At 45.5% G+C, this 20,154-nt stretch carries 18 protein-coding genes; 6 read left to right on the top strand and 12 right to left on the bottom strand.

What is annotated here, in order from left to right:
- Positions 1 to 2: 2 nt before the first annotated feature.
- From QUA70_RS06590 to nadD, 9 genes are all read right to left on the bottom strand, one after another.
- Entirely contained in the window at positions 3 to 767 is a 765-nt protein-coding gene (locus QUA70_RS06590) for a CmcI family methyltransferase (RefSeq protein WP_333345724.1), read from the bottom strand.
- Between the two features lie 52 nt (positions 768 to 819).
- Positions 820 to 1,731, bottom strand: coding sequence for an NAD(P)-dependent oxidoreductase (locus tag QUA70_RS06585; protein ID WP_333345721.1), 912 nt, complete (start codon positions 1,729 to 1,731; stop codon positions 820 to 822).
- Positions 1,728 to 2,261, bottom strand: coding sequence for a dTDP-4-dehydrorhamnose 3,5-epimerase (gene rfbC / locus QUA70_RS06580; protein WP_333345718.1), 534 nt, complete (start codon positions 2,259 to 2,261; stop codon positions 1,728 to 1,730). Before rfbC ends, QUA70_RS06585 begins: the two co-directional genes overlap by 4 nt.
- Positions 2,258 to 3,490: a class I SAM-dependent methyltransferase gene (locus QUA70_RS06575; protein ID WP_333345715.1), complete on the bottom strand. Its 1,233-nt coding sequence runs from the start codon at positions 3,488 to 3,490 to the stop codon at positions 2,258 to 2,260. Before QUA70_RS06575 ends, rfbC begins: the two co-directional genes overlap by 4 nt.
- A gap of 67 nt (positions 3,491 to 3,557) precedes the next feature.
- Positions 3,558 to 4,556 (bottom strand): GDP-mannose 4,6-dehydratase, encoded by a 999-nt coding sequence (locus QUA70_RS06570; protein WP_333345712.1) that lies wholly within the window; start codon positions 4,554 to 4,556, stop codon positions 3,558 to 3,560.
- A complete protein-coding gene (gene rfbF / locus QUA70_RS06565; RefSeq protein ID WP_333345709.1) occupies positions 4,553 to 5,329 on the bottom strand; it encodes a glucose-1-phosphate cytidylyltransferase in 777 nt (258 codons plus the stop codon). The genes QUA70_RS06570 and rfbF overlap by 4 nt, the downstream gene beginning before the upstream one ends.
- 90 nt (positions 5,330 to 5,419) lie before the next feature.
- A complete protein-coding gene (locus QUA70_RS06560) occupies positions 5,420 to 6,379 on the bottom strand; it encodes a GDP-mannose 4,6-dehydratase (RefSeq protein ID WP_333345706.1) in 960 nt (319 codons plus the stop codon).
- Between the two features lie 420 nt (positions 6,380 to 6,799).
- The gene (locus tag QUA70_RS06555) at positions 6,800 to 7,819 is read right to left on the bottom strand and encodes a type I glyceraldehyde-3-phosphate dehydrogenase (protein WP_333333234.1); all 1,020 of its coding nucleotides are present in this window, start codon (positions 7,817 to 7,819) and stop codon (positions 6,800 to 6,802) included.
- Between the two features lie 191 nt (positions 7,820 to 8,010).
- Positions 8,011 to 8,724, bottom strand: coding sequence for a nicotinate (nicotinamide) nucleotide adenylyltransferase (gene nadD / locus QUA70_RS06550; protein WP_333345703.1), 714 nt, complete (start codon positions 8,722 to 8,724; stop codon positions 8,011 to 8,013).
- Between the two features lie 620 nt (positions 8,725 to 9,344).
- Here nadD and murC point away from each other — a divergent pair.
- The 4 genes from murC to QUA70_RS06530 all read left to right on the top strand — a co-directional run bounded on the left by murC (position 9,345) and on the right by QUA70_RS06530 (position 13,096).
- A complete protein-coding gene (gene murC / locus QUA70_RS06545) occupies positions 9,345 to 10,901 on the top strand; it encodes a UDP-N-acetylmuramate--L-alanine ligase (RefSeq protein WP_333345700.1) in 1,557 nt (518 codons plus the stop codon).
- Between the two features lie 150 nt (positions 10,902 to 11,051).
- Positions 11,052 to 12,008: a UDP-N-acetylmuramate dehydrogenase gene (gene murB, locus QUA70_RS06540; RefSeq protein WP_333144613.1), complete on the top strand. Its 957-nt coding sequence runs from the start codon at positions 11,052 to 11,054 to the stop codon at positions 12,006 to 12,008.
- Between the two features lie 62 nt (positions 12,009 to 12,070).
- Positions 12,071 to 12,421 carry a YbaB/EbfC family nucleoid-associated protein gene (locus tag QUA70_RS06535; RefSeq protein ID WP_006634273.1) on the top strand — a complete coding sequence of 117 codons (351 nt, stop codon included), beginning with the start codon at positions 12,071 to 12,073 and terminating at the stop codon, positions 12,419 to 12,421.
- 171 nt (positions 12,422 to 12,592) lie between these two features.
- Complete coding sequence (locus tag QUA70_RS06530) at positions 12,593 to 13,096, top strand: low molecular weight protein-tyrosine-phosphatase (protein WP_333333240.1); 504 nt, start codon at positions 12,593 to 12,595, stop codon at positions 13,094 to 13,096.
- Position 13,097: 1 nt separating this feature from the next.
- Here QUA70_RS06530 and QUA70_RS06525 read toward each other — a convergent pair whose 3' ends face one another.
- The 3 genes from QUA70_RS06525 to QUA70_RS06515 form a co-directional block, all read right to left on the bottom strand.
- On the bottom strand, positions 13,098 to 14,498 hold the full coding sequence (locus QUA70_RS06525) for a hypothetical protein (RefSeq protein WP_333333242.1): 1,401 nt from the start codon (positions 14,496 to 14,498) through the stop codon (positions 13,098 to 13,100).
- A 62-nt stretch (positions 14,499 to 14,560) separates the two neighbouring features.
- Positions 14,561 to 15,295 carry a DNA-binding response regulator gene (locus QUA70_RS06520; RefSeq protein ID WP_333345698.1) on the bottom strand — a complete coding sequence of 245 codons (735 nt, stop codon included), beginning with the start codon at positions 15,293 to 15,295 and terminating at the stop codon, positions 14,561 to 14,563.
- A gap of 63 nt (positions 15,296 to 15,358) precedes the next feature.
- Positions 15,359 to 16,951, bottom strand: a complete 1,593-nt coding sequence (locus QUA70_RS06515) for a glucose-6-phosphate isomerase (protein WP_333345696.1) — start codon at positions 16,949 to 16,951, stop codon at positions 15,359 to 15,361.
- 463 nt (positions 16,952 to 17,414) lie between these two features.
- Between QUA70_RS06515 and dusB the strand changes: the two genes are divergently transcribed.
- Both dusB and argF read left to right on the top strand, forming a co-directional pair.
- Positions 17,415 to 18,425 (top strand): tRNA dihydrouridine synthase DusB, encoded by a 1,011-nt coding sequence (dusB, locus tag QUA70_RS06510; protein WP_333345693.1) that lies wholly within the window; start codon positions 17,415 to 17,417, stop codon positions 18,423 to 18,425.
- 99 nt (positions 18,426 to 18,524) lie between these two features.
- The gene (argF, locus tag QUA70_RS06505) at positions 18,525 to 19,445 is read left to right on the top strand and encodes an ornithine carbamoyltransferase (protein WP_333345690.1); all 921 of its coding nucleotides are present in this window, start codon (positions 18,525 to 18,527) and stop codon (positions 19,443 to 19,445) included.
- The last annotated feature ends 709 nt before the right edge of the window (positions 19,446 to 20,154 follow it).

Here is a 20,154-nt window from a genome sequence, read left to right as displayed (position 1 = left end):
ACTTACAGTCTCCGCAACCACGCTCCAGGCCAGTGAGTCACATTGTCCGTCAAATCGCTCTCGCTAAACGGCCATTTAGGCTGCTCCAACACAAACTCAGGATGTTTTTCTGCAAACTCAGCCGCCGCCGCAGTAGGATGATCCCACTTCCACTCAGGATTCCCGCGCGGCACATCATCCAAATCCTTCATAATCCCATCGGTGGCAATTATATAGGAGCCTGGTGTCACAAAACTGCAATAAGCCTTTAACTCGTCAGCCACGTGCTGTTTTGTGTGACACGAGTCAAGACTCACCAAGACAGTCTCCCCTGGATTTACCAGTCTTTTAACTTGCTCTACAATACTGCTATCTGTAGAACTGCCTTCGACTAAAGTAATGAAAGATGACAGTTCGTGTTCCTCTATAGCCTTGCGATTGTGGGGGCGAATTTCAATGTCAACTCCTACAACCCTACCCTTGCCCATTGCTTTAAAAAGGCTCGCATAATAAATCAGCGAGCCGCCGTGCGCTACCCCGGTTTCAATAATTACATCAGGTTTAACCTGATAGATAACTTCCTGAATCCGAATCATGTCTTCAGGGAGTTGAATGATTGGGCGTCCCATCCAGCTAAATGTATAGGTGTATTTTTGATTCCAGCCTAATTTCACCCAGTAGTGAGAAAGGAGTTCAAAAGCTTCTTTAGAATAGAGCGGAATAGTTTGACACTCACCGTCTATTTCTTGAATAAGTTTTTGGGCATCTGTATCGATAGTTAATTTCATGATTTTTCCTAGTTAAAATTGTATTTAGGTGATGAATCTTAGACAGAAAATTTTAGGACACAAGCTGCTTTTCCCAGGAGATTATAGCTTGCCTTAATCCCCTTTCCAAATTAAACTTTGGCTGCCAACCTACCTCATTTAACAAACGAGTCACATCAGCCACTAACAGAGGTGTTTCTTTCGCGGCAGACGGAATAGCACCTAACTGCACTAAATCCGATCGCCGGATTATATCTGCTATTTGATAAACAACATCTTTAATCGCGATCGGCTGTCCCGATCCAATATTAACAGCTCCCGTCACCTCACTCTCCAAAAGAGCCACAAAAGCATCAGCCACATCTTGTACATACAGAAAATCCCTGATTTGATTACCATGAGAGCAGCGAGCAGGCTCTCCCTTTAAGAGAGAAAGAATCACTGAAGAAACCAGCCGATTTGGGTACTCGTAAGCACCGTAGGGAAAGAAAATACGTCCCCAAGCACTGCTGAGACTTGTCGTCTCCGAATAGGAACTCACTATCTCGTGCAAAGCTTTTTTACAAATACCGTAGGGAGTATCTGGATTTCTAGGCGTGACAAATTCCGAGCAATAACCATACTTCCAATCATACTCCGCGCAAGTCCCACCCATCACTACTCGATCGCCACCTTGCTCTCGAAATTGCCTCAATAATTCCAAACTTGCCTGCACCCACAAAAAGTTATCTTCAGATTTCCAGTATTGACCGGGTACAGTATAACACCAGGCAAAGTGCAACAAATGTGTTGGCTTTACTTGACAAACTAGCTCTTTAATAGATGTATGATCTAACAAATTTGCCAGATGCCACGTACAGTCAGAACTTAAAGTCGGCAAAGTCTTAGAAGCGACAGCATGAACCTCGAACCCGCGTTCTACCAGCGTCTTGAGCGAATGTCTGCCAACAAAACCCCCTGCCCCCGTAACCAGGACTTTTTTCATAGCACAAAATTGGGGAAGTTGCGATCTTTTTCCGAAATTACGCGCTGAGATATCTCCGGCCAATCAATACTAAAAGTTGGATCATCCCACCTCACTCCCCTGGCTAATTCAGCGTAATAAAATTCCGACATCTGGTAAAAAACCTCAGTATTATCTGCCAAAGTTTGACAGCCATGAGCCATACCTTCAGGAATATATATCATCTTGCGATTTTCGGAGTTTAGCTCTATCGCAAACCACTCTTTAAAAGTAGGAGAATCGGGACGCAAATCTATAATTACATCATAAATTCCCCCTTTGATACATCTAACCAACTTCGCTTCCTCGTGAGGTGTAGCCTGGTAGTGCATCCCCCGCAAAGTACCTTTCTTCAGGTTAAAAGAAATATTGCACTGCACTAGGTTAGGATTCAAGCCAAGCTCTGTAAACTCCTTTTGACACCAACTGCGGGCAAAAAATCCCCTCTCATCTGCTAGGAGTTCTACCTCAATAACATAAGCTCCCTTAAGCTTCGTTTCAGTAAACTTCACCCGATTACCTCCACTTGAGGAATCAACACCACAAACTTACCTCCCCACTCGCGGATATAATCCATCTGATTTACTATCTCATCCTTGATGTTCCAAGGTAAGATAGCCAAATAATCCGGTTTAGCCTCCCGAATTTTATCTGGATGATATATCGGAATCTGAGTTCCCGGCAAAAACAAACCCTGCTTGTGCGGGCTTAAATCCACCGTATAATCAATCAAATCCGTGCGGATACCGCAATAGTTCAACAGCGTATTAGCCTTCGCCGGCGCACCGTAGCCCGCAATTGATTTGCCCTGATTTTTGGCATCAATTAGGAAACTGAGCATTTGGCGCTTGGTAGACTTAACCTGTTCGCAAAATCCTACATAAATTTCAATCTGATTTAGCCCTGCTTGCACTTCCTTAGCTTTCAGTTGGGAAATGCGATCACCAACTGCTATACTCTCAAAATCTTCATGCCTCCCGTAAATCCGCAGAGAACCGCCGTGGGTCGGTAATTCCTCCACATCAAACAAAGTTAAACCGTGACTTGCAAAAACTTTCTCAACCGTCAACAGCGAAAAATAAGAGAAATGCTCGTGGTAAATCGTGTCAAACAGATTGTGTTGAATTAATTGCAATACATGAGGAAACTCCATTGTCAATATGCCATTGGGTTTCAGGAGAATTTTCATCCCCGCCACAAAATCGTTCAAGTCAGGCACATGAGCCAACACATTATTTCCCAGCAACAAATCTGCCTGTTTGCCTTGTGAAACCAACTCTTTAGCCGTTTCCACGCCAAAAAACTTGACTAAAGTTGGAATCCCTTTTTCCTCAGCCACCTTAGCTACATTTGCAGCAGGTTCAATCCCCAATACAGGAATTCCTTTCTGCTGAAAATACTGGAGTAAATAGCCATCATTGCTAGCGAGTTCAATTACCTGACTCCTTTGGTCAAATCCAAACCTCTGCACCATCAACTCTGTGTATTTCTGAGCATGACGCAGCCAAGAGTCTGAATAGGAAGAAAAATAAGCATAGTCGCTGAAGATGCTATCCGGGGATTCAAACTCTTCTAACTGCACTAAAAAACAATTAGCACAGACATAAGTATGAAGCGGATAGAATTTTTCTGCACAATTCAGATGCTCTTGGGAGAGAAAAGCATTCGCCAGCGGCGACATCCCCAGATTGACAAAAGTATGCTCCAATGGGTGACTGCAAAAACGACATTTAGATGGCACCGAATTAGCCCCCTTGACTATCAAATAAGAGAAATAAAATTAAAACCCGAGTCACAGAAATCCTCAATCACACGCTGATGACACAGGTGTTTTCGTCCATCAAAAAGTTTTTATACCATTCAATTGTTTCTTTCAACCCTTCTTCTAGAGGATACTTAGACTCCCAACCGAGCATTTTTCGCGCCTTATCTGCCGAGAGGTACTGATGTTTGATTTCATTCTTTGCCCGATTCAATACGACAGGCTCTAAATGAGTCTTGTCCATCAATTTCAGAACTTTATCTACCATGCCTCGCACTGAAATTTGCAATTCGTTGCTGAAATTAAATGCTTCTCCCAAAATTTCTTTCCTGTCCATTTGTTCAGCCAAATGGAGATAAGCTAAAACCCCATCTTTCGCATAGAAATAGTCCCGGATAAAAGTGCCATCACTGCGAATGACTACCGGCTTGTCTCGTAATGCCGATCGAATAGTAGATGGAACGATGCGATTAAAATTCAAGTCTCCGCCGCCGTAAAAGTTGCCGCAGCGAGTAATGCACACGGGCAGACCATAACTGACGTAATAAGCGCGACTGATTAAATCAGCACAGCTTTTAGAAACATCATAAGGGTGTTCTCCTTGCAGGGGAGTTGTTTCGCTATAAGGCAACACAAGCTGGTCTCCATACGCTTTATCGCTGGATGCTATGACAATTCGACTCACACCTCCAACCCGGCGACAAGCTTCTAGAATATTCCAAGTGCCTTTAATATTCGTTTCAAAAGTTGCCAGCGGCTCTCTATTTGCAACTCCCACAATTGTCTGAGCTGCTAAGTGAAACACCGTATCTACTTCATACTCATTAATGGCTCGTTCTACCGTTGACAAATCTTCCACACAACCGCGAACGATATTAATTTGCCGATACCACTCTCCAGCATAAAGTCTGGATTGGGGCACCAAGTCACGGACTAATCCTGTTACCAAGGCTCCTCTTTCCAGCAACTCAGCCACTAACCAGTTGCCCAACAGGCCAGTGCAACCTGTCACCAATACCGATCGATCGCGCCAAAATTCACTCATTCCCACACCCTCCAAGGAGCCTCTCCATTATCCCAAAGTTCGTTCAAATATTTATACTCACGGTAAGTATCCATCGCAAAAAAGAAACCTTCGTGGCGGTAGGCCATCAATTGTCCCTGGGCCGCTAACTGCTCTAGTGGCTCTCGCTCAAAAAAACAATCATCCCCGCTCAATGCCTCAAATATGCTGCGGTGAAGTACCAAAAATCCTGCACTAGCCCAGCCATCTATTTGAGGTTTTTCCGTAAATTCCAGAACTTTGCCTTGGCTGTCCACATCTAAAATACCATATCGGGATATCGGACGAACTGTACTAACAGTTGCCAGCTTACCATGAGCCTTATGAAAATCCACCAAAGCTCCAATATCGATATCCGCAACTCCATCACCGTATGTCACCATAAAGGTATCATCAGTAATGTATTTCTCCACACGTTTCACCCGTCCCCCAGTCATAGTGTCCGAGCCAGTTTCTGCCAGTGTCACCTTAAAATCTTGTTCTTTATGATCCTCGTGATAAGTAATGCAATTCTGGCGACCCAAGCAAATAGTAAAATCATTATTCATAGCTTCATAATTCAGGAAATACTCCTTAATCATGTTGCCGCGATAGCCCAAACACACAATAAAGTCCCGGAAACCGTAATGGGCATAGGTCTTCATAATGTGCCATAGAATTGGATACCCGCCCACATCTACTAGGGGCTTCGGCCGAAATTCTGTTTCTTCTCGGAGACGTGTCCCCAAACCGCCGGCTAATAAAACTACTTGCATTGTTTCACATCTTGAAAAGGGTACACAACCGCTGATAATTCACAACAGCTATTTATTGCAAACAAAGAGCTATATTTTCTGAAAAAATCCTCACACCTTACCCATCCTCGCTTCCACCATCATCCGCACCACATCGGGCATTTTATATTTTGCCTCCCAGCCCAATTTTTCTTTTGCCTTACCCGGATTTCCCCTCCCAACTGCAATCTCAGTCGGTCTGTAAAGACTCGCATCGGTTACTAAATGTTCCTGCCAATCCAAACCCGCAGCAACAAACGCTGTCTGCACAAACTCCTCCAAAGGATAGCTTACACCCGTGGCAATTACATAATCGTCCGGTTCTTCCTGCTGCAACATCAAATACATCGCCTCCACATATTCCGGCGCCCAACCCCAGTCCCGCTGCACTGAAATATTTCCCAAATGCAGTTTTTCCGAACTACCCGCAGCAATTCGGCACACAACAGATACAATTTTTTGGGTAACAAACCTCTCCGGTCGCAGCGACGACTCGTGATTGAACAGAATACCAGAACACGCAAACAAATTGTAAGCTTCCCGATAATTCGCTACTTCCCAAAATGCCGTTGCTTTCGCTACCGCGTAAGGACTTCTGGGGCGAAAAGGCGTATTTTCATCGGCTGGATTGCCTCCCGTATCCCCAAAACATTCGCTAGAACTGGCATTGTAAAGTTTAATTTTGCCGCCAGTAAATCGAATTGCTTCTAACAGATTCAATGTGCCTGTGGCAATGCTTTCGAGGGTTTCTACGGGTTGTTCAAAAGACAGACCGACAGAACTTTGACCTGCTAGATTGTACACCTCATCTGGCTCTATTTTGGCAAGCACTTGCAAGACGCTGCGAAAATCGTTGAGAGACATGGATTCTAGTTTTACTCTGTCTCGGATGCCCAAACGGGCCAGGTTTCCGAAACTAGACATTTGGGCGTCCCTGGAGGTGCCGCAAACTTCATAACCTCGATCGAGCAAAAGTTTAGCTAAATAAGCTCCGTCTTGACCTGATATACCGCTAATTAACGCTTTTTTCATATCACATTTTGTTTTCAACACTGTACTGTAGCTGTTGCTATTTTTTCAGGTTTTTAACTTTTATAGTCATAATTTTTATTTTTTTAATATTTGGGATTTTCCGAGAATTTAACCAAAGCAAGTTTAAACGGTTACTACGAACAAACAACAACTTTATCATCAAGCAGACCCGATCGCCCGATCGAAGTATTATTGCAAAAAGTTCGATAGCTGGGAGTAGCAGCATACAGATATCGGGTAGGGACACGGGACTGCCATGTCCCTACCCGATATTTCATTTTGTACTCGCCAACTATCGACTGCCAAAAGTCTCTAGCGCTCGAAAACAGAAATAAAAAGTCAGCTAGAAATCGACTCAAAAGTAAAAAATATCAGCATTTTTTACCTTCTGCCGAATGACTAATGCCTTCTGCCTTCGGATTAAGCTTCCCAACGTTCGGCGACCAATTCAGCCAAGTCAACCACCCGCTGACTGTAGCCCCACTCATTGTCGTACCAAGCCAAAACCTTTACCATGTCGCCATCCATCACCAGCGTTAAGCTGGAATCCAGAATCGAAGAAGCATCGTTTCCGCGATAATCGCAAGAAACTAAAGGCAAATCGTTGTACTCCAAAATCCCTTTCATGGGGCCTTCGGCAGCTTCTTTGAACACTTGATTTACTTGCTCGGTAAAAGTCTTTTTCTCTACCTGAGCCACAAAATCGACTACGGACACATTGGGAGTCGGCACGCGCATGGCAATACCATTTAACTTGCCCTTCAATTCCGGAATCACCAAAGCCACAGCTTGGGCTGCTCCGGTAGAAGTCGGCACAATATTCATTGCTGCCGCCCGCGCCCGCCGCAAGTCGCGGTGGCTGGCATCCAGCAAGCGCTGGTCGCCAGTATAGCTGTGAGTAGTGGTCATCATGCCTTTGACGATGCCAAAATTTTCGTGCAGCACTTTCAGTACAGGAGCTAGACAGTTAGTAGTACAGCTAGCATTGCTGATGACAGTGTAGTCACTGTGCTTGTAGTTGTGGTGGTTAACTCCCATCACATAAGTGCCAACTTCAGAACCCTTGCCGGGAGCGGTAATTAGCACTTTTTTAGCGCCGGCAGTGATATGCTTCGATGCACCAGCTTGGTCAACGAAGACGCCGGTCGCTTCAATAATCAGATCAATACCCCAATCTTTCCAAGGCAAGTTTAGGGGGTTGCGATCGCTCACGCATTTAACTGTCTTCCCATTTAGGGTAATGGAATTTTCATCCGCACTGATGTCCACATTCTTCAACGTTCCCATCATGGAATCGTATCTGAGCAAGTGAGCATTACTTCTGGGATCGGAAGTGTCATTAATAGCTACCAACTCTAGCTGGCTGTTTTCTCTGCCCAGCCAGCAGCGCGCAAAACTGCGCCCGATACGTCCAAAACCATTGATCGCGACTCGAATCACTTTAGTACCTCCTAACGATGGCAGCCCTTAGCTCAGGCTTAAATTTTGGAAAAATTTAAGAATTGACTTATGAGACAAGATCATATCGCAAAGGTCGATCCTTTCTAACTTTTTGTGTCGATCAAAAAAGCTTGAACTTTTCTAGAAGGCTGAAATTGCAAGGCAGAAGGCATTAGGCTTTCTGCCACTGGTTACTGGTAAAGCTGATGGGCAGCAATATAAGTTCGTACAACTTCCGGGACTAAGTAGCGGAGGTTGCGACTTTCGGCGCAGCAGTGGCGGATGTGGCTCGACGAAATCTCGATCGCAGCCATGGACAGCACCTCCCAGCGAATTTCCACGTCCAGAAGAGCCATTTGTTCGGCAACTCGTCGGCCCACAGCATTTGCCTGAACCTGCATCCTGTCTCCCCCCGAATCGATGGGTTTTCCACTCGGACAATCTCCCCACTCGGACAGTCCCCCAATCTCCCCGCTTTCTGGTGTCTCTCGATCTCCCTGAGTCGGACGTGGGGCCACCAACCAGTCACACAACCCGGCAATTTCGCCGCACCGGTGCCATTTGGGGAGAGTAAGGAGTGCGTCACTACCAATAATCCAGTACCAGCGATCATCGCCTGGATACAATTTTTGCAAATATAGCAGGGTGTCGATCGCAAAAGAACTGTCGCAGGGATTTGCCGACGGCGAAATTACGAAGTCTGGGCGATCGGCGATCGCCAAAGCAAGCATTTCCCGCCGATGCTCAAAACTTGCCAAATCCGGGCGCCACTTGTGAGGAGGAGAGCGATCCGGTACCCAAATGACTCGATCGAGATTAAATTGACTCGCAGCCGTCTCGGCTACCAACACGTGACCCCAGTGAACCGGGTCAAAAGTCCCCCCCAAAATCGCTATTTTCCCCATATTTCCCCAAAATCAGGATTAGTAGAGACATCGCGCCAATTTTATGTTTATACACTTTTAACCGTAAGCTCTATCGCTTTTCGACTTATTCGACTAACTGCATAACTTGGTATATATACAATTAAGTGAGAATACATATTATCTATAGTTGAGTTGCGATCGTGTCAATCTCTGACTTTCCCGAAAAAATGACCGTACAACTAGATAAATGACTACAAAATGAGCGAAATTTTGTTGTTCGTGGTAGTGTTTGTAAATCCTTATGGGTTTTACCCTCAATCTTGGTAGAAAGGTTGTGGGGCTTTTGCTGCCGTATCCCAGCACAGCAGGCGGATCGAAATAGAAAGAATGCAGGAGTATGCAACCACCCAAAATTAGTCTATTGGCCCAGACCCCAGACCCCGTTTTCTGTTACCTGCAATTTTCGAGCTGTGACTGTTCCGGAAAACTACTCGGTACTAAGTCATATAGGATACAAGACAAACATCTCTACAAGTCCCTCAAATCTAGGGACGCGCAGAGAATTTTGTACAAAATCTATAGCGAACTGTATCCTGAAAAAACAATTCTTGATATGATATCGCGTGTTATTGGCGTGGTGTGGTGTGTGAGGAGCAAAGATGCCGAGTTCTGTTGATTTTAGCGGTAGACCATTTCATTTCATCGGCATTGGTGGGATTGGGATGTCAGCCCTTGCCTACATTCTAGCTAAACGCAAGTTGCCTGTGTACGGCTCCGACATTAAATCGAGTCACATAACCGAGCGCTTGCAAGGAATGGGAGCTCATATTTTTTGGAGTCAAGACGCCAGCAATTTTGAACTATTTCAAACGGCCCTTAACGGTAGCAGTCCCGACTGCGGGCAACCGGAAAGGGCAGTATCCTCGATAGTCGCGGGTACGGTAGGGACTTCTGTCGCGACAGCCAAAGCTCTCCAATTGAACGGCAACGGTTCAAGCGCCCAAGCAATTCCGGGATTGCCTCAAGTAGTATGTTCGACGGCTATTCACCCAGCAAATGCCGAATATCGAGCTGCTTTAGATTTGGGCTGTCCGATTTTTCATCGATCGGATGTGTTGGCAGCGTTAATTCAAGATTACCAAAGCATAGCCGTAGCCGGGACTCATGGCAAAACTACTACTAGCAGCTTAATCGGCTTCATGCTGATGGCTGCGGGTCTAGACCCGACCATCGTAGTAGGAGGCGAGGTAAATGCTTGGGAAGGCAATGCCCGTTTGGGGGAAGGCCCCTACTTAGTGGCCGAGGCTGATGAATCCGACGGTTCTCTCGTCAAGCTGGTAGCCAAAATAGGCATAGTGACGAATGTGGAACTGGATCATCCAGACCATTACGATACCCTTGACCAGGTAATAGACACATTTAAGGTGTTTGCCCAAAACTGTCAAACCTTGGTGGGCTGCATTGACGACCAAATCGTCAAAGACTGCCTTCAGCCTGATGTCAGTTATAGCTTGCAGCCGGATAGCGGTGCGGACTACACGGCTTCGGGCGTGGAGTACGGGGCAGAAAGCACCAAGGCTCGGATTTGGGAGCGAGGAGCTTTCCTGGGGGAAATGGAGTTGAAGTTGCTGGGCACACACAATCTCAGCAATGCACTAGCTGCGGTAGCAGTGGGCCGATTGTTGGGGTTAGAGTTTTCGGCGATTGCCAAAGCGATTGCTGGCTTTGAAGGAGCTCGCCGCCGTTTTGAGGTGCGGGGTTTTCACAATGACATCCTGTTTGTGGACGACTACGCCCACCATCCTAGCGAAATTCGTGTCACCTTGGCGGCGGCTCGCTTGCGGATCGAAGGTAGCGAAAAAAATCCCAAATCCAGAAGAGTGGTTGCAATTTTTCAACCTCACCGTTACAGCCGGACTCTGACATTTTTGCCAGAATTTGCTCAATCTTTTGGGGATGCTGATTTGGTTGTGGCTTGCGATATTTATAGTGCTGGGGAACCAAATTTAGGAGAAATTAGCGGGCAGCAAGTTGCTGATTTGATTGCTAAAGAAGGCCGAGAGGTTGAGTTTGCGCCTTCCCTGGAGTCAGTCACTAAGTTTTTAACCAAAAATCTGCAACCGGGGGATTTGGCTCTGTTTTTGGGCGCTGGTAATCTGAATCAGATTATTCCAGAGGTTATGGCTTTTTATCAACAAGCCGATCGCCCCGATTAGCTCGCGAACTGAGTAGAGTTGATCGACATTATGGCGTGGCACGTTGTGCCGAAACTTCTGTCGGACGGCTCGCTCAAAGGGGCGACATAAGTTAGCTAAACGAATTTTCAACCACGTCTTCGAGCGAAGGTATTTTTAAGGATTTTCAAGATGGTGACTATCTCGAATGACTCCTCTGTTAAGGACAATCGGCGAGTGTATTCTCCTATTTCTTTGCGGGGAACTGATTGCAAGATTAATTCCCAAGTTTCGCTGGCGGGCCTGACTTCCTTCCGAGTCGGTGGCCCGGCCGAGTGGTACGTTGCTCCCCGCAGTATGGAGGCTTTGCAAGCGAGTTTTGCCTGGGCTGACTCTGAAGGGGTGCCGGTGACTCTGCTGGGTGCGGGTTCTAATTTGTTGGTGAGCGATCGGGGCTTGTCCGGTTTGGTCGTCGGCACTCGCTACCTCAAACAGGTGAATTTTAATCCAGAAACAGGTCAAGTTACAGCGGGGGCGGGGGAGTCAATTCCCCGCCTCGCTTGGTTGGCGGCTAAACGCGGCTGGAAAGGTCTAGAATGGGCAGTTGGCATACCGGGCAGCGTGGGAGGGGCTGTGGTGATGAATGCAGGCGCTCACAGAGGCTGTACTGCTGATATTCTAGTCAATGCTCGCGTCCTATCCCCTGGTGGTAAGGTGGAAATTCTGACTCCCCAAGAGTTGGAGTACCGCTACCGGACTTCGGTGCTGCAAGGGGGCGATCGGCTAGTAACAGAAGCGACTTTCCAGTTGCAGCCGGGATTTGACCGATCGCAAGTAATGGCAGAAACTAATGACCATTTCAGCCAGCGGCGGACAACTCAACCTTACCACTTACCGAGCTGTGGCTCAGTCTTCCGTAACCCCGGCCCCAAGACGGCAGGTTGGTTCATCGAACAAGCGGGACTGAAGGGATATCAGATCGGCGGCGCACAAGTGGCTCAGCGCCATGCTAATTTTATTCTTAACTGCGGGTCGGCAACGGCCAATGATATTTTTCAAGTGATCCGCCACGTTCAACAGCAAGTCGAGCAGCGGTGGTCGCTGTTGTTGGAGCCAGAAGTTAGAATACTGGGAGAGTTTCCCTTCTAAGGCATCATTGAAGTAATACGGAAACGGCAGACTGCCAGCCCACACACCATCACAAAGTAGTTATGACAAAATCAGGACAAGGATTTGGCTTCGGCCTGGGAAAAATGAAAGAACTGACTGAAGCTTTCAAAAAAGCTCAGCAGGTTCAAGAAGGAGCTAAAAAGCTCCAAGAAGAGTTGGATGTAATGGAAATTGAGGGAACTGCCGGCGGCGGCTTGGTCAAGGTTTTTCTCAGCGGCAACCAAGAACCCCGCCGCGTGGAAATCTCACCGGATGCCCTCGGTGAAGGTGCTGATGTGGTTTCTGAACTCGTCACGGTGGCGATGCAGGATGCTTACGCTAAGTCTACGATGACGATGCGGGAAAAAATGGAAGAACTTACCGGCGGACTAAATCTCCCCGGTTTCGGTTAGTCATTAGTCATCAGTCATCAGTCATTAGTTGTTAGCTCTCTGTGTTTAAAAAGAAATCTATAGCTAATGACTGATTGATTTCTCTCAAACACGAAACTTTGGGAAAGAAGAAATAAAAAATTTTCTTTCTTCTTTCCCCTTAAAAATTACCAATTACTAATTATCAATTAAATGTCTTATAAGTTATTGTTTGTCTGCCTCGGAAACATCTGCCGATCGCCCTCAGCAGAAAATATTATGAATCACTTAATTGAACAAGCTGGTTTGAGCGATCGTATCACCTGCGATTCTGCCGGAACTGCTAGCTATCACATTGGCAGCCCCCCTGACAGGCGGATGGCATTAGCGGCTAGGAAGCGAGACATTGAATTGTTAGGCGAAGCCCGCCAATTTGCCAGGAAAGATTTTGAAAGTTTTGATTTGATTCTGGCGATGGATCGGGACAATTATCGCAATATTCTTGCCCTGGATGCTGCTGGAAAGTATAAAGATAAAGTGCGGTTGATGTGCGATTTTTGCCAGAAATACGACCTTAAAGAAGTGCCAGATCCTTACTACGGTGGCCCGGAGGGATTCGATCGAGTAATTGATTTGCTGCACGATGCTTCCGAGGGTTTGTTAGAGTACGTTGTCAGTCAGGAAAAATTAACAGTTGGCGCTCCGCAATTAATTTAAATTAAAAAAGTGCCTTTTTCCGCCCGAATATTAGCAATGCTGTAGGGGGGACAACGGTAACAAAACTCGTAACTAGGGAGATCAGAGTTGTTCCAGCTCCCCCTCCCAAAATGATACTGGGTGACAAAGAAAAAGTTAAACTTGTCAATACAAAATTGGGAGAATTGATACTCAAAGCAGCAATTGGCAGCAAAATAGATGGATACCAAGGCATTAGCCAAGGTGTAGCAAACAAAAACAAAGTCAGAGTCGTCCATCCAATATCTGATACCAAATTAATTTCCGAATCTTTTTTGCGGAATAATGATTTAATTAACGTCCCTGCATAGTAAACAATCCAGCTCAAATACGCAAAATATTTGAGGAATGATAGAATACTTTCCCTAGTTTCAACACTTACATTTGGCAAAAAATTCAGAAATAAATTGATTCCATGCTGAAAAGATCGAGCGGTCGCCCCGGCGGTTCCCGGATTTAAAAGACTTCTCCAAGCTGAAACTGTTGGCATAAATGTATAAGTTATCACCGCGATAATTAATAAAGAAAGCAAGACTGATGCTGCTACATCTTTCCACCGACGCTGCTTGCAGAGGAAAGCAACAACTAAGGGTAACCAAATTATAGGTAAGGTTTTTACTAAAAAACCTACCCAAATTGCTAAAATTGCCAAAACATAACGTTGGTAATAAATACATCCTATTAAAACGATCAATGTATTGGCAAGAAGAACGTCAAGGTGAGCATTAGCTATTTGCTCGTTCAATAGCATGGGATTGACTAAATATGCCATTGTTATGAGGTTGCGGTTTTCAGCATTTGTTAGCAACCGCCAAATTAAGTAGGCATTGAGCGTGTGTACCAACACGCAGATTATTTTAAAAATATAAACTGCTAGTAAAGGGCTAATGACTCCACCAAGTGCTGATAGGGCAAAAAAGAATAAAGAAACGGGGCCGTAGGTAGAAGTTTGCCCCCAGTGGAGGAAGGGAGATACGTTAGAAATTAAGGTATCGGGATTATTCAGATAAGGATTAATTTTATTTAAGCTCATTGTTCCGTAGTGCAAGTAAATATAAATGTCACTGCTTTGGGGATAAGCTATGAGAGCAAGTGCCAGAAAGGAGATTGCATACTTGCAAATGTCTAGAAACCTGGAACTTGTCTGTTTTTTTTGAATTAACCAAATAATATATGTAACTGTTGCTATCAAGTAGGAACCGTTAATTAGAACTCGGATGAGGCTGAAACCGCTGGTAGGGAAATCGTGATAGTTGTCTCCACCCTGTAAAACGCTGTAATACTTGGTGATTCCCATTGAGGTCATGGCCATACAGAAAATTATGGAAGCTGCTAATGCTGCAGCATATAGAATTTTCTGATTTTTTAAGTAATTGTTGACCATGATGTTATTTATTCAGTGTGGTAAGTAAGTGCAGGTAATTTTCTTGCCCAGAGCGTTGGCGGTTATCTGACTAAATGGTGTTCCATCGCAAAGCGAACGAGTTCTGCTCGGTTGTTGCTTTCAGTTTTTCTAAACAAGCTGCTGACGTGCTTTTCGATCGTTCGAGGGCTGAGGTGGAGTGTGGAGCCTATTTGAATATTAGAAAGACCTTCTGTCAGCAAATCTAGCACTTGTCGCTCTCGCTGAGTCAAAGTCGGAGCATTTTGGCTGGGAGAGGCCCGTGAAGCGGAGCTATCCCGTAGGGAATCGCCTGTGTTTGACTTTTGAGTTAAAAAATCTGCTTCTGGCTTGTCATTGGCTCTGCTGCGTGTCTCTGTTGGCGTTGGTTCGGGTTCCGGGGAACGAGAGGGCGCCTGAGCGATTAGAGCGTAGCGATCGAGCAAAGAGCGAATTACCGCCCCCAATTCTTGGAGTTCAAAAGGCTTAGCCAGATAATTGTCGCACCCCATCTGATAGCCGCGAATCCGTTCCTGCGTGCTCGTGCGTTCCGTCAAAAAAATCACCGGCAGCAAGCGGAAAGAGGGACGAGTCCGAACTCGCCGCACAAATTCGTAGCCATCAATCTCCGGCATTGTAATGTCGGTAACAATCAAGTGTGGCTGAAATTCATCTACCAAGCCTAAAGCTTCTTTGCCGTTCTCAGCAGCGATTACAGAGTATCCAGTAATTTCCAGATAATCAGTAATCGACAAGCGAGTCGCGAAATCGTCGTCAGCAACCAGAATCGTTAATGGCATGGGGGAATTAAAAATTAAACATTAAAAGTGAAATTAGTCACTTTTAATGTTTAATTCTACTGTTTAATTCTCTTGATAACTTGCAGTTAAAGTCGCCGGTTGTCCTAATTTGCCCTCCAAAGCTACGCCGCGCCCGTTGGCTGCCAAATGCCGCAGAGTTTTGTAAATTGTCTCGATTTGCTCTGGTCTTCCTGCTTTTTTTGCTAGTTCTGTTACAGAAAGAGGTTTTTGGGCGTCTTTGAGCACTTGCAGTACCCGTTGCTGCAAGTCCAATACAGCAGCGGCTGCTTTTTTGCCTGCTTCGACGCCCGGTTGGTGATAGGCATTGACATTCACCAAAGAACCGTAAAAACCTACGGCTCTTTCGTAGAGGGCGATTAATGCTCCTACTGTCCGAGGGTTGACTTGGGGAATGGTGACAGTAATTGAATCTCGGTGATTTTCGTACAAAGCTTGTCGAGTTCCCTGCAACAAACCCGACAAATAATCTCCTGAAGTGGCGCCTGTTTCTACTTCTGGGGAAATGCCTTGCCTGTCTTGCAAAACTTCGATAAATGTTAGGAAGAAATTCGCCACGCCGTCTCGGAGTTGCTGGACGTAAGCGTGTTGGTCGGTGGTGCCTTTGTTGCCGTAAACTGCGATTCCTTGATGAACTGTGTTGCCGTCTAAATCTTCCTGTTTGCCGATCGATTCCATGACTAATTGCTGCAAGTAGCGGCTGAACAATAGCAGTGAATCTTTATACGGCAAAACTACCATATCTTTTTCGCCACGTCCGTTGCAAGCAAAATACCAGGACATTGCTAACAAGGCGGCGGGATTATGTTTGATTTCGGTGGTTCTGGTAGCTTCGTCCATGACTTTAGCGCCGTCGAGCATCGCCCGAATGTCGATACCTTGCAAAGCTGCTGGCAAAAGTCCAACTGCTGACAATTCGGAAGTGCGTCCTCCCACCCAATCTGCCATTGGAAAAGTGGTAATCCAGCCTTCGGATTTGGCTAATTTGTCGAGTTGGCTGTCAACTCCGGTGATGGCAATTGCTTGTTTGGCAAAATCCAGTTTTTCGGCGGCGAAGGCTTTTTGAACTTCGATCATCCCGTTGCGGGGTTCGGGGGTGCCGCCGGATTTGGAGATAGTAATTACTAAGGTGCTGGCGAGTTTGTCTTTGATTTTGTTAAGGATGCGATCGATCCCAGCCGGGTCAGTGTTGTCGATAAAATGAATTGCTAGGGGCGGAATGTCTGGCGATAAAGCTTCGGAGACAAATTGGGGGCCGAGGGCGGAACCGCCGATGCCGATCGAAATTATGTCGGTAAATTGCGGAGCAAAGGGCGGTTTAATATCGCGGTTTTGAACTTTTTTGACAAATGCTTCGACTTGTGCTATGCCTTCGACTATTTCTTGTTTTAATTCTGGAGTGGGAGCTAAATCAGGGTTTCGCAGCCAGTAGTGGCCCACCATGCGGTTTTCGTCTGGATTGGCGATCGCACCTGCTTCCAAAGCTGCCATATCTTTGAAAGCTTTGTCAAATTTGGGCTTCAGTGCTGCTGCGAAAGCGTCGTCGAATCCCATGCGGCTAATATCGAGGTAAAGTCCCAATCCCTCGTGATAGTAAAGCCAGTCTTGATAGCGTTGCCAGAGTGCTGCGGCGTCCATAGGAATTCTCTACAATTTTTTTAATGTTCGATCGGCGTCGTCAGGAATCCACCAATTGTAGTTTAAAACGATCTGATGTACGGCTTTTGCAGAATCACAATAAATTTAAGCATTAATCGTCTGAAGGCAGCCGGAACAGAAGGCAGGCAGAGCATTCGGCAGAATTAAACAAGAAAAATATGACTTGGGCAACACTCTTAGTAGGTAGATCCCTCATTAATGGTCACACCCCATAGATAGATCGAAGTGGCACAGAGATTTAACTGTGGTCGGGGTTGCCCTTTGGACTCTGGTTTCACAATATTCAAATTCGGGCGATCAGGATGTGTAAAATAGGCATTGCGGTCAGGTTAAATATACTTTTAGCTGTCACTCAATAATCGGCTAAAAATATAGTTAACAACTGTAAATTATCAGAAGTGTAGTATAATATACAGATATTAGAATTAAAGTGCGATCGACTATGCTTACTCTATCTCCAGAATTACAAGAAAGATTAGCAACTCCGCTCAAAATCGGCGATTTTGAAGTTAAAAGCCGCGTCCTGCAATCGCCCTTATCCGGCGTTACCGATTTGGTATTTCGCCGCCTAGTGCGCCGCTACGCGCCGGATTCGATGATGTACACGGAAATGGTGAACGCTACGGGTTTGCACTACGTGAAGCAACTGCCGAGAATTATGGAAGTTGACCCGAACGAGCGTCCGATTAGCATTCAATTGTTTGACTGTCGGCCGGATTTCTTGGCAGAAGCGGCGCAGAAGGCAGTGGCAGAAGGAGCAGATACAGTTGATATTAATATGGGCTGTCCGGTTAACAAAATTACTAAAAATGGTGGCGGTTCTTCTTTGCTGCGAGATCCCGAAACTGCTGAGGCCATTGTGCGCGCAGTTGTGGAAGCGGTAGATGTTCCTGTCACGGTTAAAACTAGGATTGGTTGGACTGACAAAGAAATTAATATTTTGGAATTTGCGAAGCGGATGGAAGATGCGGGAGCAAAAATGATTACCGTGCACGGCCGCACTCGATCGCAAGGTTACACCGGCCCGGCAAAATGGGAGTGGATTCGCCGAGTGAAAGAAGTTTTATCGATTCCAGTTATTGCTAACGGGGATATTTTTTCAGTGGAAGCAGCGATGCGATGTCTGGAAGAAACCGGCGCAGATGGAGTGATGTGTTCGCGGGGAACTTTGGGCTATCCTTTTTTGGTTGGAGAAGTTGATTATTTCTTGAAAACTGGTGTGGAAAAGATAGCTCCGACACCAATTGAACGTCTCGAATGTGCTAAGGAACATTTGCGGGCTTTGTGGGAATATAAAGGTGAAAGCGGTGTTTGCCAAGCGCGCAAGCACTTAACCTGGTATGCTAAGGGTTTCCCCGGCGCTGGGGAATTGCGGGGCGTGTTGGCTGTGGTAGAAACGGTTGAACAAGGTTGCGATTCGATCGATCGGGCGATCAAGCAATTGCCCGCATAAACCTTACCCGCAGATGTCAACTAGGAGTTACAGAAACAAAACCAGCCTCTGCGGGCTAAGATTTAAGACACAGTTAAAAATTTGTGTGTGGGGGAAAGCATGGATTCCTTAAAAGGGCGAGATTTATTAAGTCTGGCAGATTTAAGCATTGACGAATTAAATTATTTGCTGGATTTAGCAACCAGTTTAAAATCGGGAATGGTCAAGCTGAAACGCAATAAAGTTCTTGGCTTGTTATTTTCCAAAGCTTCAACGCGAACGCGGGTAAGTTTCACGGTAGCAATGTACAAATTGGGAGGGCAAGTGATTGACCTTAATCCCAACGTTACCCAAGTCAGCCGCGGGGAACCTTTGGTAGATACAGCCAGGGTTTTAGACAGATATTTAGACATTTTGGCGATTCGGACTTTCGAGCAAAAGGACTTAGCAACTTTTGCTAATTATGCGAAAATCCCTGTGATTAATGCGCTGACAGATGACGAACACCCGTGTCAAGTGCTGGCGGATTTAATGACAGTAAAAGAGTGTTTTGGCAAGCTAGAAGGATTGACCCTGACTTATTTTGGCGACGGTAACAACATGGCAAATTCGCTGATGTTGGGCTGTGCAATGACCGGGATAAATGTCAGAATTGCTTGTCCTGAAGATTTCAAACCTAATTATGAGATTATGGCAAAAGCTAAGGCAATTGCTCAGGGAAAAACAGAAGTTACTGTAACTGCTGATGCCGAAGCGGCTGCTAAGAATGCTCAAGTGATTTATACTGATGTTTGGGCGAGTATGGGACAGGAAGAGGAAGCAAAAATCAGGATTCCTTTGTTTGAACCCTATCAGGTAAATGAACAATTGCTGAAGTTAGCAGATAAGAATGCAATTGTATTGCACTGTTTGCCCGCACACCGGGATGAAGAGATTACCGATGCAGTGATTGAAGGCAGTCAATCGCGCGTTTGGGATCAGGCAGAAAATCGGATGCACGCTCAGCAAGCTTTGCTTGCAAGCATTCTAGAAAGCGATTAGGAATAGAGAAGGGAAGAGAAGAATCGGCGGTTGAAACCGCGTCTACACAAACTCTGGTCCTAGCAGAGGGGGACTGAAAAATAAGAGAAAAGCCATTCTCTCTATCTCTTCTCTTTCTCTGCGCCCTCTGTGGTTAATAAAAAAACATAAGTAAGTCTGTGCTAAAAAAAACTATGTTAAAATAATAAGTAAATATAAAAAATATATCTACTAAAATAACTCAATATAGAGGCGATCGATTAAGGTTCATACATCTTGTTATTGCCCACATATTGTTCAGAAATGAACCCAATTGAATAGGAGTGGCAACACATTAAAAAAGATGAAGAAGTAGGAAAAATGTTGGATGACGAGCTAAGCTGTTGTGCCTCTAATTTGACAGTCAATTTTTCTACAATTATTGTGGAACTGGCCGGAGAACCCGGATCTGGATTCAATTTAAATGCGTAGCAGCTTAGAACACTTGCCTACGAAGTCATTCAGGGAGTGGAAACTAGAGGAGAAAGAGGAAACTACAGCACGAAACGGATAAAATTTAACTCCAATCACGACTCTTAATATTCAGTTACATACTTATAAAATTTCCCCGCCTACTTACTTAACACCAGTTCATGGGAAGGACGGATACAATTAGGCATAAACCTACGCAAAATGACCTGATGTACACAGACGTGCAGAGATTCTGTGATACAGATTCTAACCCTATAAA

The sequence above is a fragment of the Microcoleus sp. LAD1_D5 genome, assembly GCF_036702115.1.
Lineage (GTDB): Bacteria > Cyanobacteriota > Cyanobacteriia > Cyanobacteriales > Microcoleaceae > Microcoleus.
Note: the sequence above shows the minus strand (reverse complement) of the source record. Positions and strands in the feature narration are given on the sequence as shown.

Excerpts from the sequence above, each read along its gene's own strand:
- QUA70_RS06590 (WP_333345724.1), bottom strand. The coding sequence starts at position 767 with ATGAAATTAACTATCGATACAGATGCCCAAAAACTTATTCAAGAAATA.
- QUA70_RS06585 (WP_333345721.1), bottom strand. The coding sequence starts at position 1,731 with ATGAAAAAAGTCCTGGTTACGGGGGCAGGGGGTTTTGTTGGCAGACAT.
- QUA70_RS06570 (WP_333345712.1), bottom strand. The coding sequence starts at position 4,556 with ATGAGTGAATTTTGGCGCGATCGATCGGTATTGGTGACAGGTTGCACT.
- rfbF (WP_333345709.1), bottom strand. The coding sequence starts at position 5,329 with ATGCAAGTAGTTTTATTAGCCGGCGGTTTGGGGACACGTCTCCGAGAA.
- QUA70_RS06560 (WP_333345706.1), bottom strand. The coding sequence starts at position 6,379 with ATGAAAAAAGCGTTAATTAGCGGTATATCAGGTCAAGACGGAGCTTAT.
- nadD (WP_333345703.1), bottom strand. The coding sequence starts at position 8,724 with ATGGGGAAAATAGCGATTTTGGGGGGGACTTTTGACCCGGTTCACTGG.
- murC (WP_333345700.1), top strand. The coding sequence starts at position 9,345 with ATGCCGAGTTCTGTTGATTTTAGCGGTAGACCATTTCATTTCATCGGC.
- murB (WP_333144613.1), top strand. The coding sequence starts at position 11,052 with ATGGTGACTATCTCGAATGACTCCTCTGTTAAGGACAATCGGCGAGTG.
- QUA70_RS06535 (WP_006634273.1), top strand. The coding sequence starts at position 12,071 with ATGACAAAATCAGGACAAGGATTTGGCTTCGGCCTGGGAAAAATGAAA.
- QUA70_RS06530 (WP_333333240.1), top strand. The coding sequence starts at position 12,593 with ATGTCTTATAAGTTATTGTTTGTCTGCCTCGGAAACATCTGCCGATCG.
- QUA70_RS06525 (WP_333333242.1), bottom strand. The coding sequence starts at position 14,498 with ATGGTCAACAATTACTTAAAAAATCAGAAAATTCTATATGCTGCAGCA.
- QUA70_RS06520 (WP_333345698.1), bottom strand. The coding sequence starts at position 15,295 with ATGCCATTAACGATTCTGGTTGCTGACGACGATTTCGCGACTCGCTTG.
- QUA70_RS06515 (WP_333345696.1), bottom strand. The coding sequence starts at position 16,951 with ATGGACGCCGCAGCACTCTGGCAACGCTATCAAGACTGGCTTTACTAT.
- dusB (WP_333345693.1), top strand. The coding sequence starts at position 17,415 with ATGCTTACTCTATCTCCAGAATTACAAGAAAGATTAGCAACTCCGCTC.
- argF (WP_333345690.1), top strand. The coding sequence starts at position 18,525 with ATGGATTCCTTAAAAGGGCGAGATTTATTAAGTCTGGCAGATTTAAGC.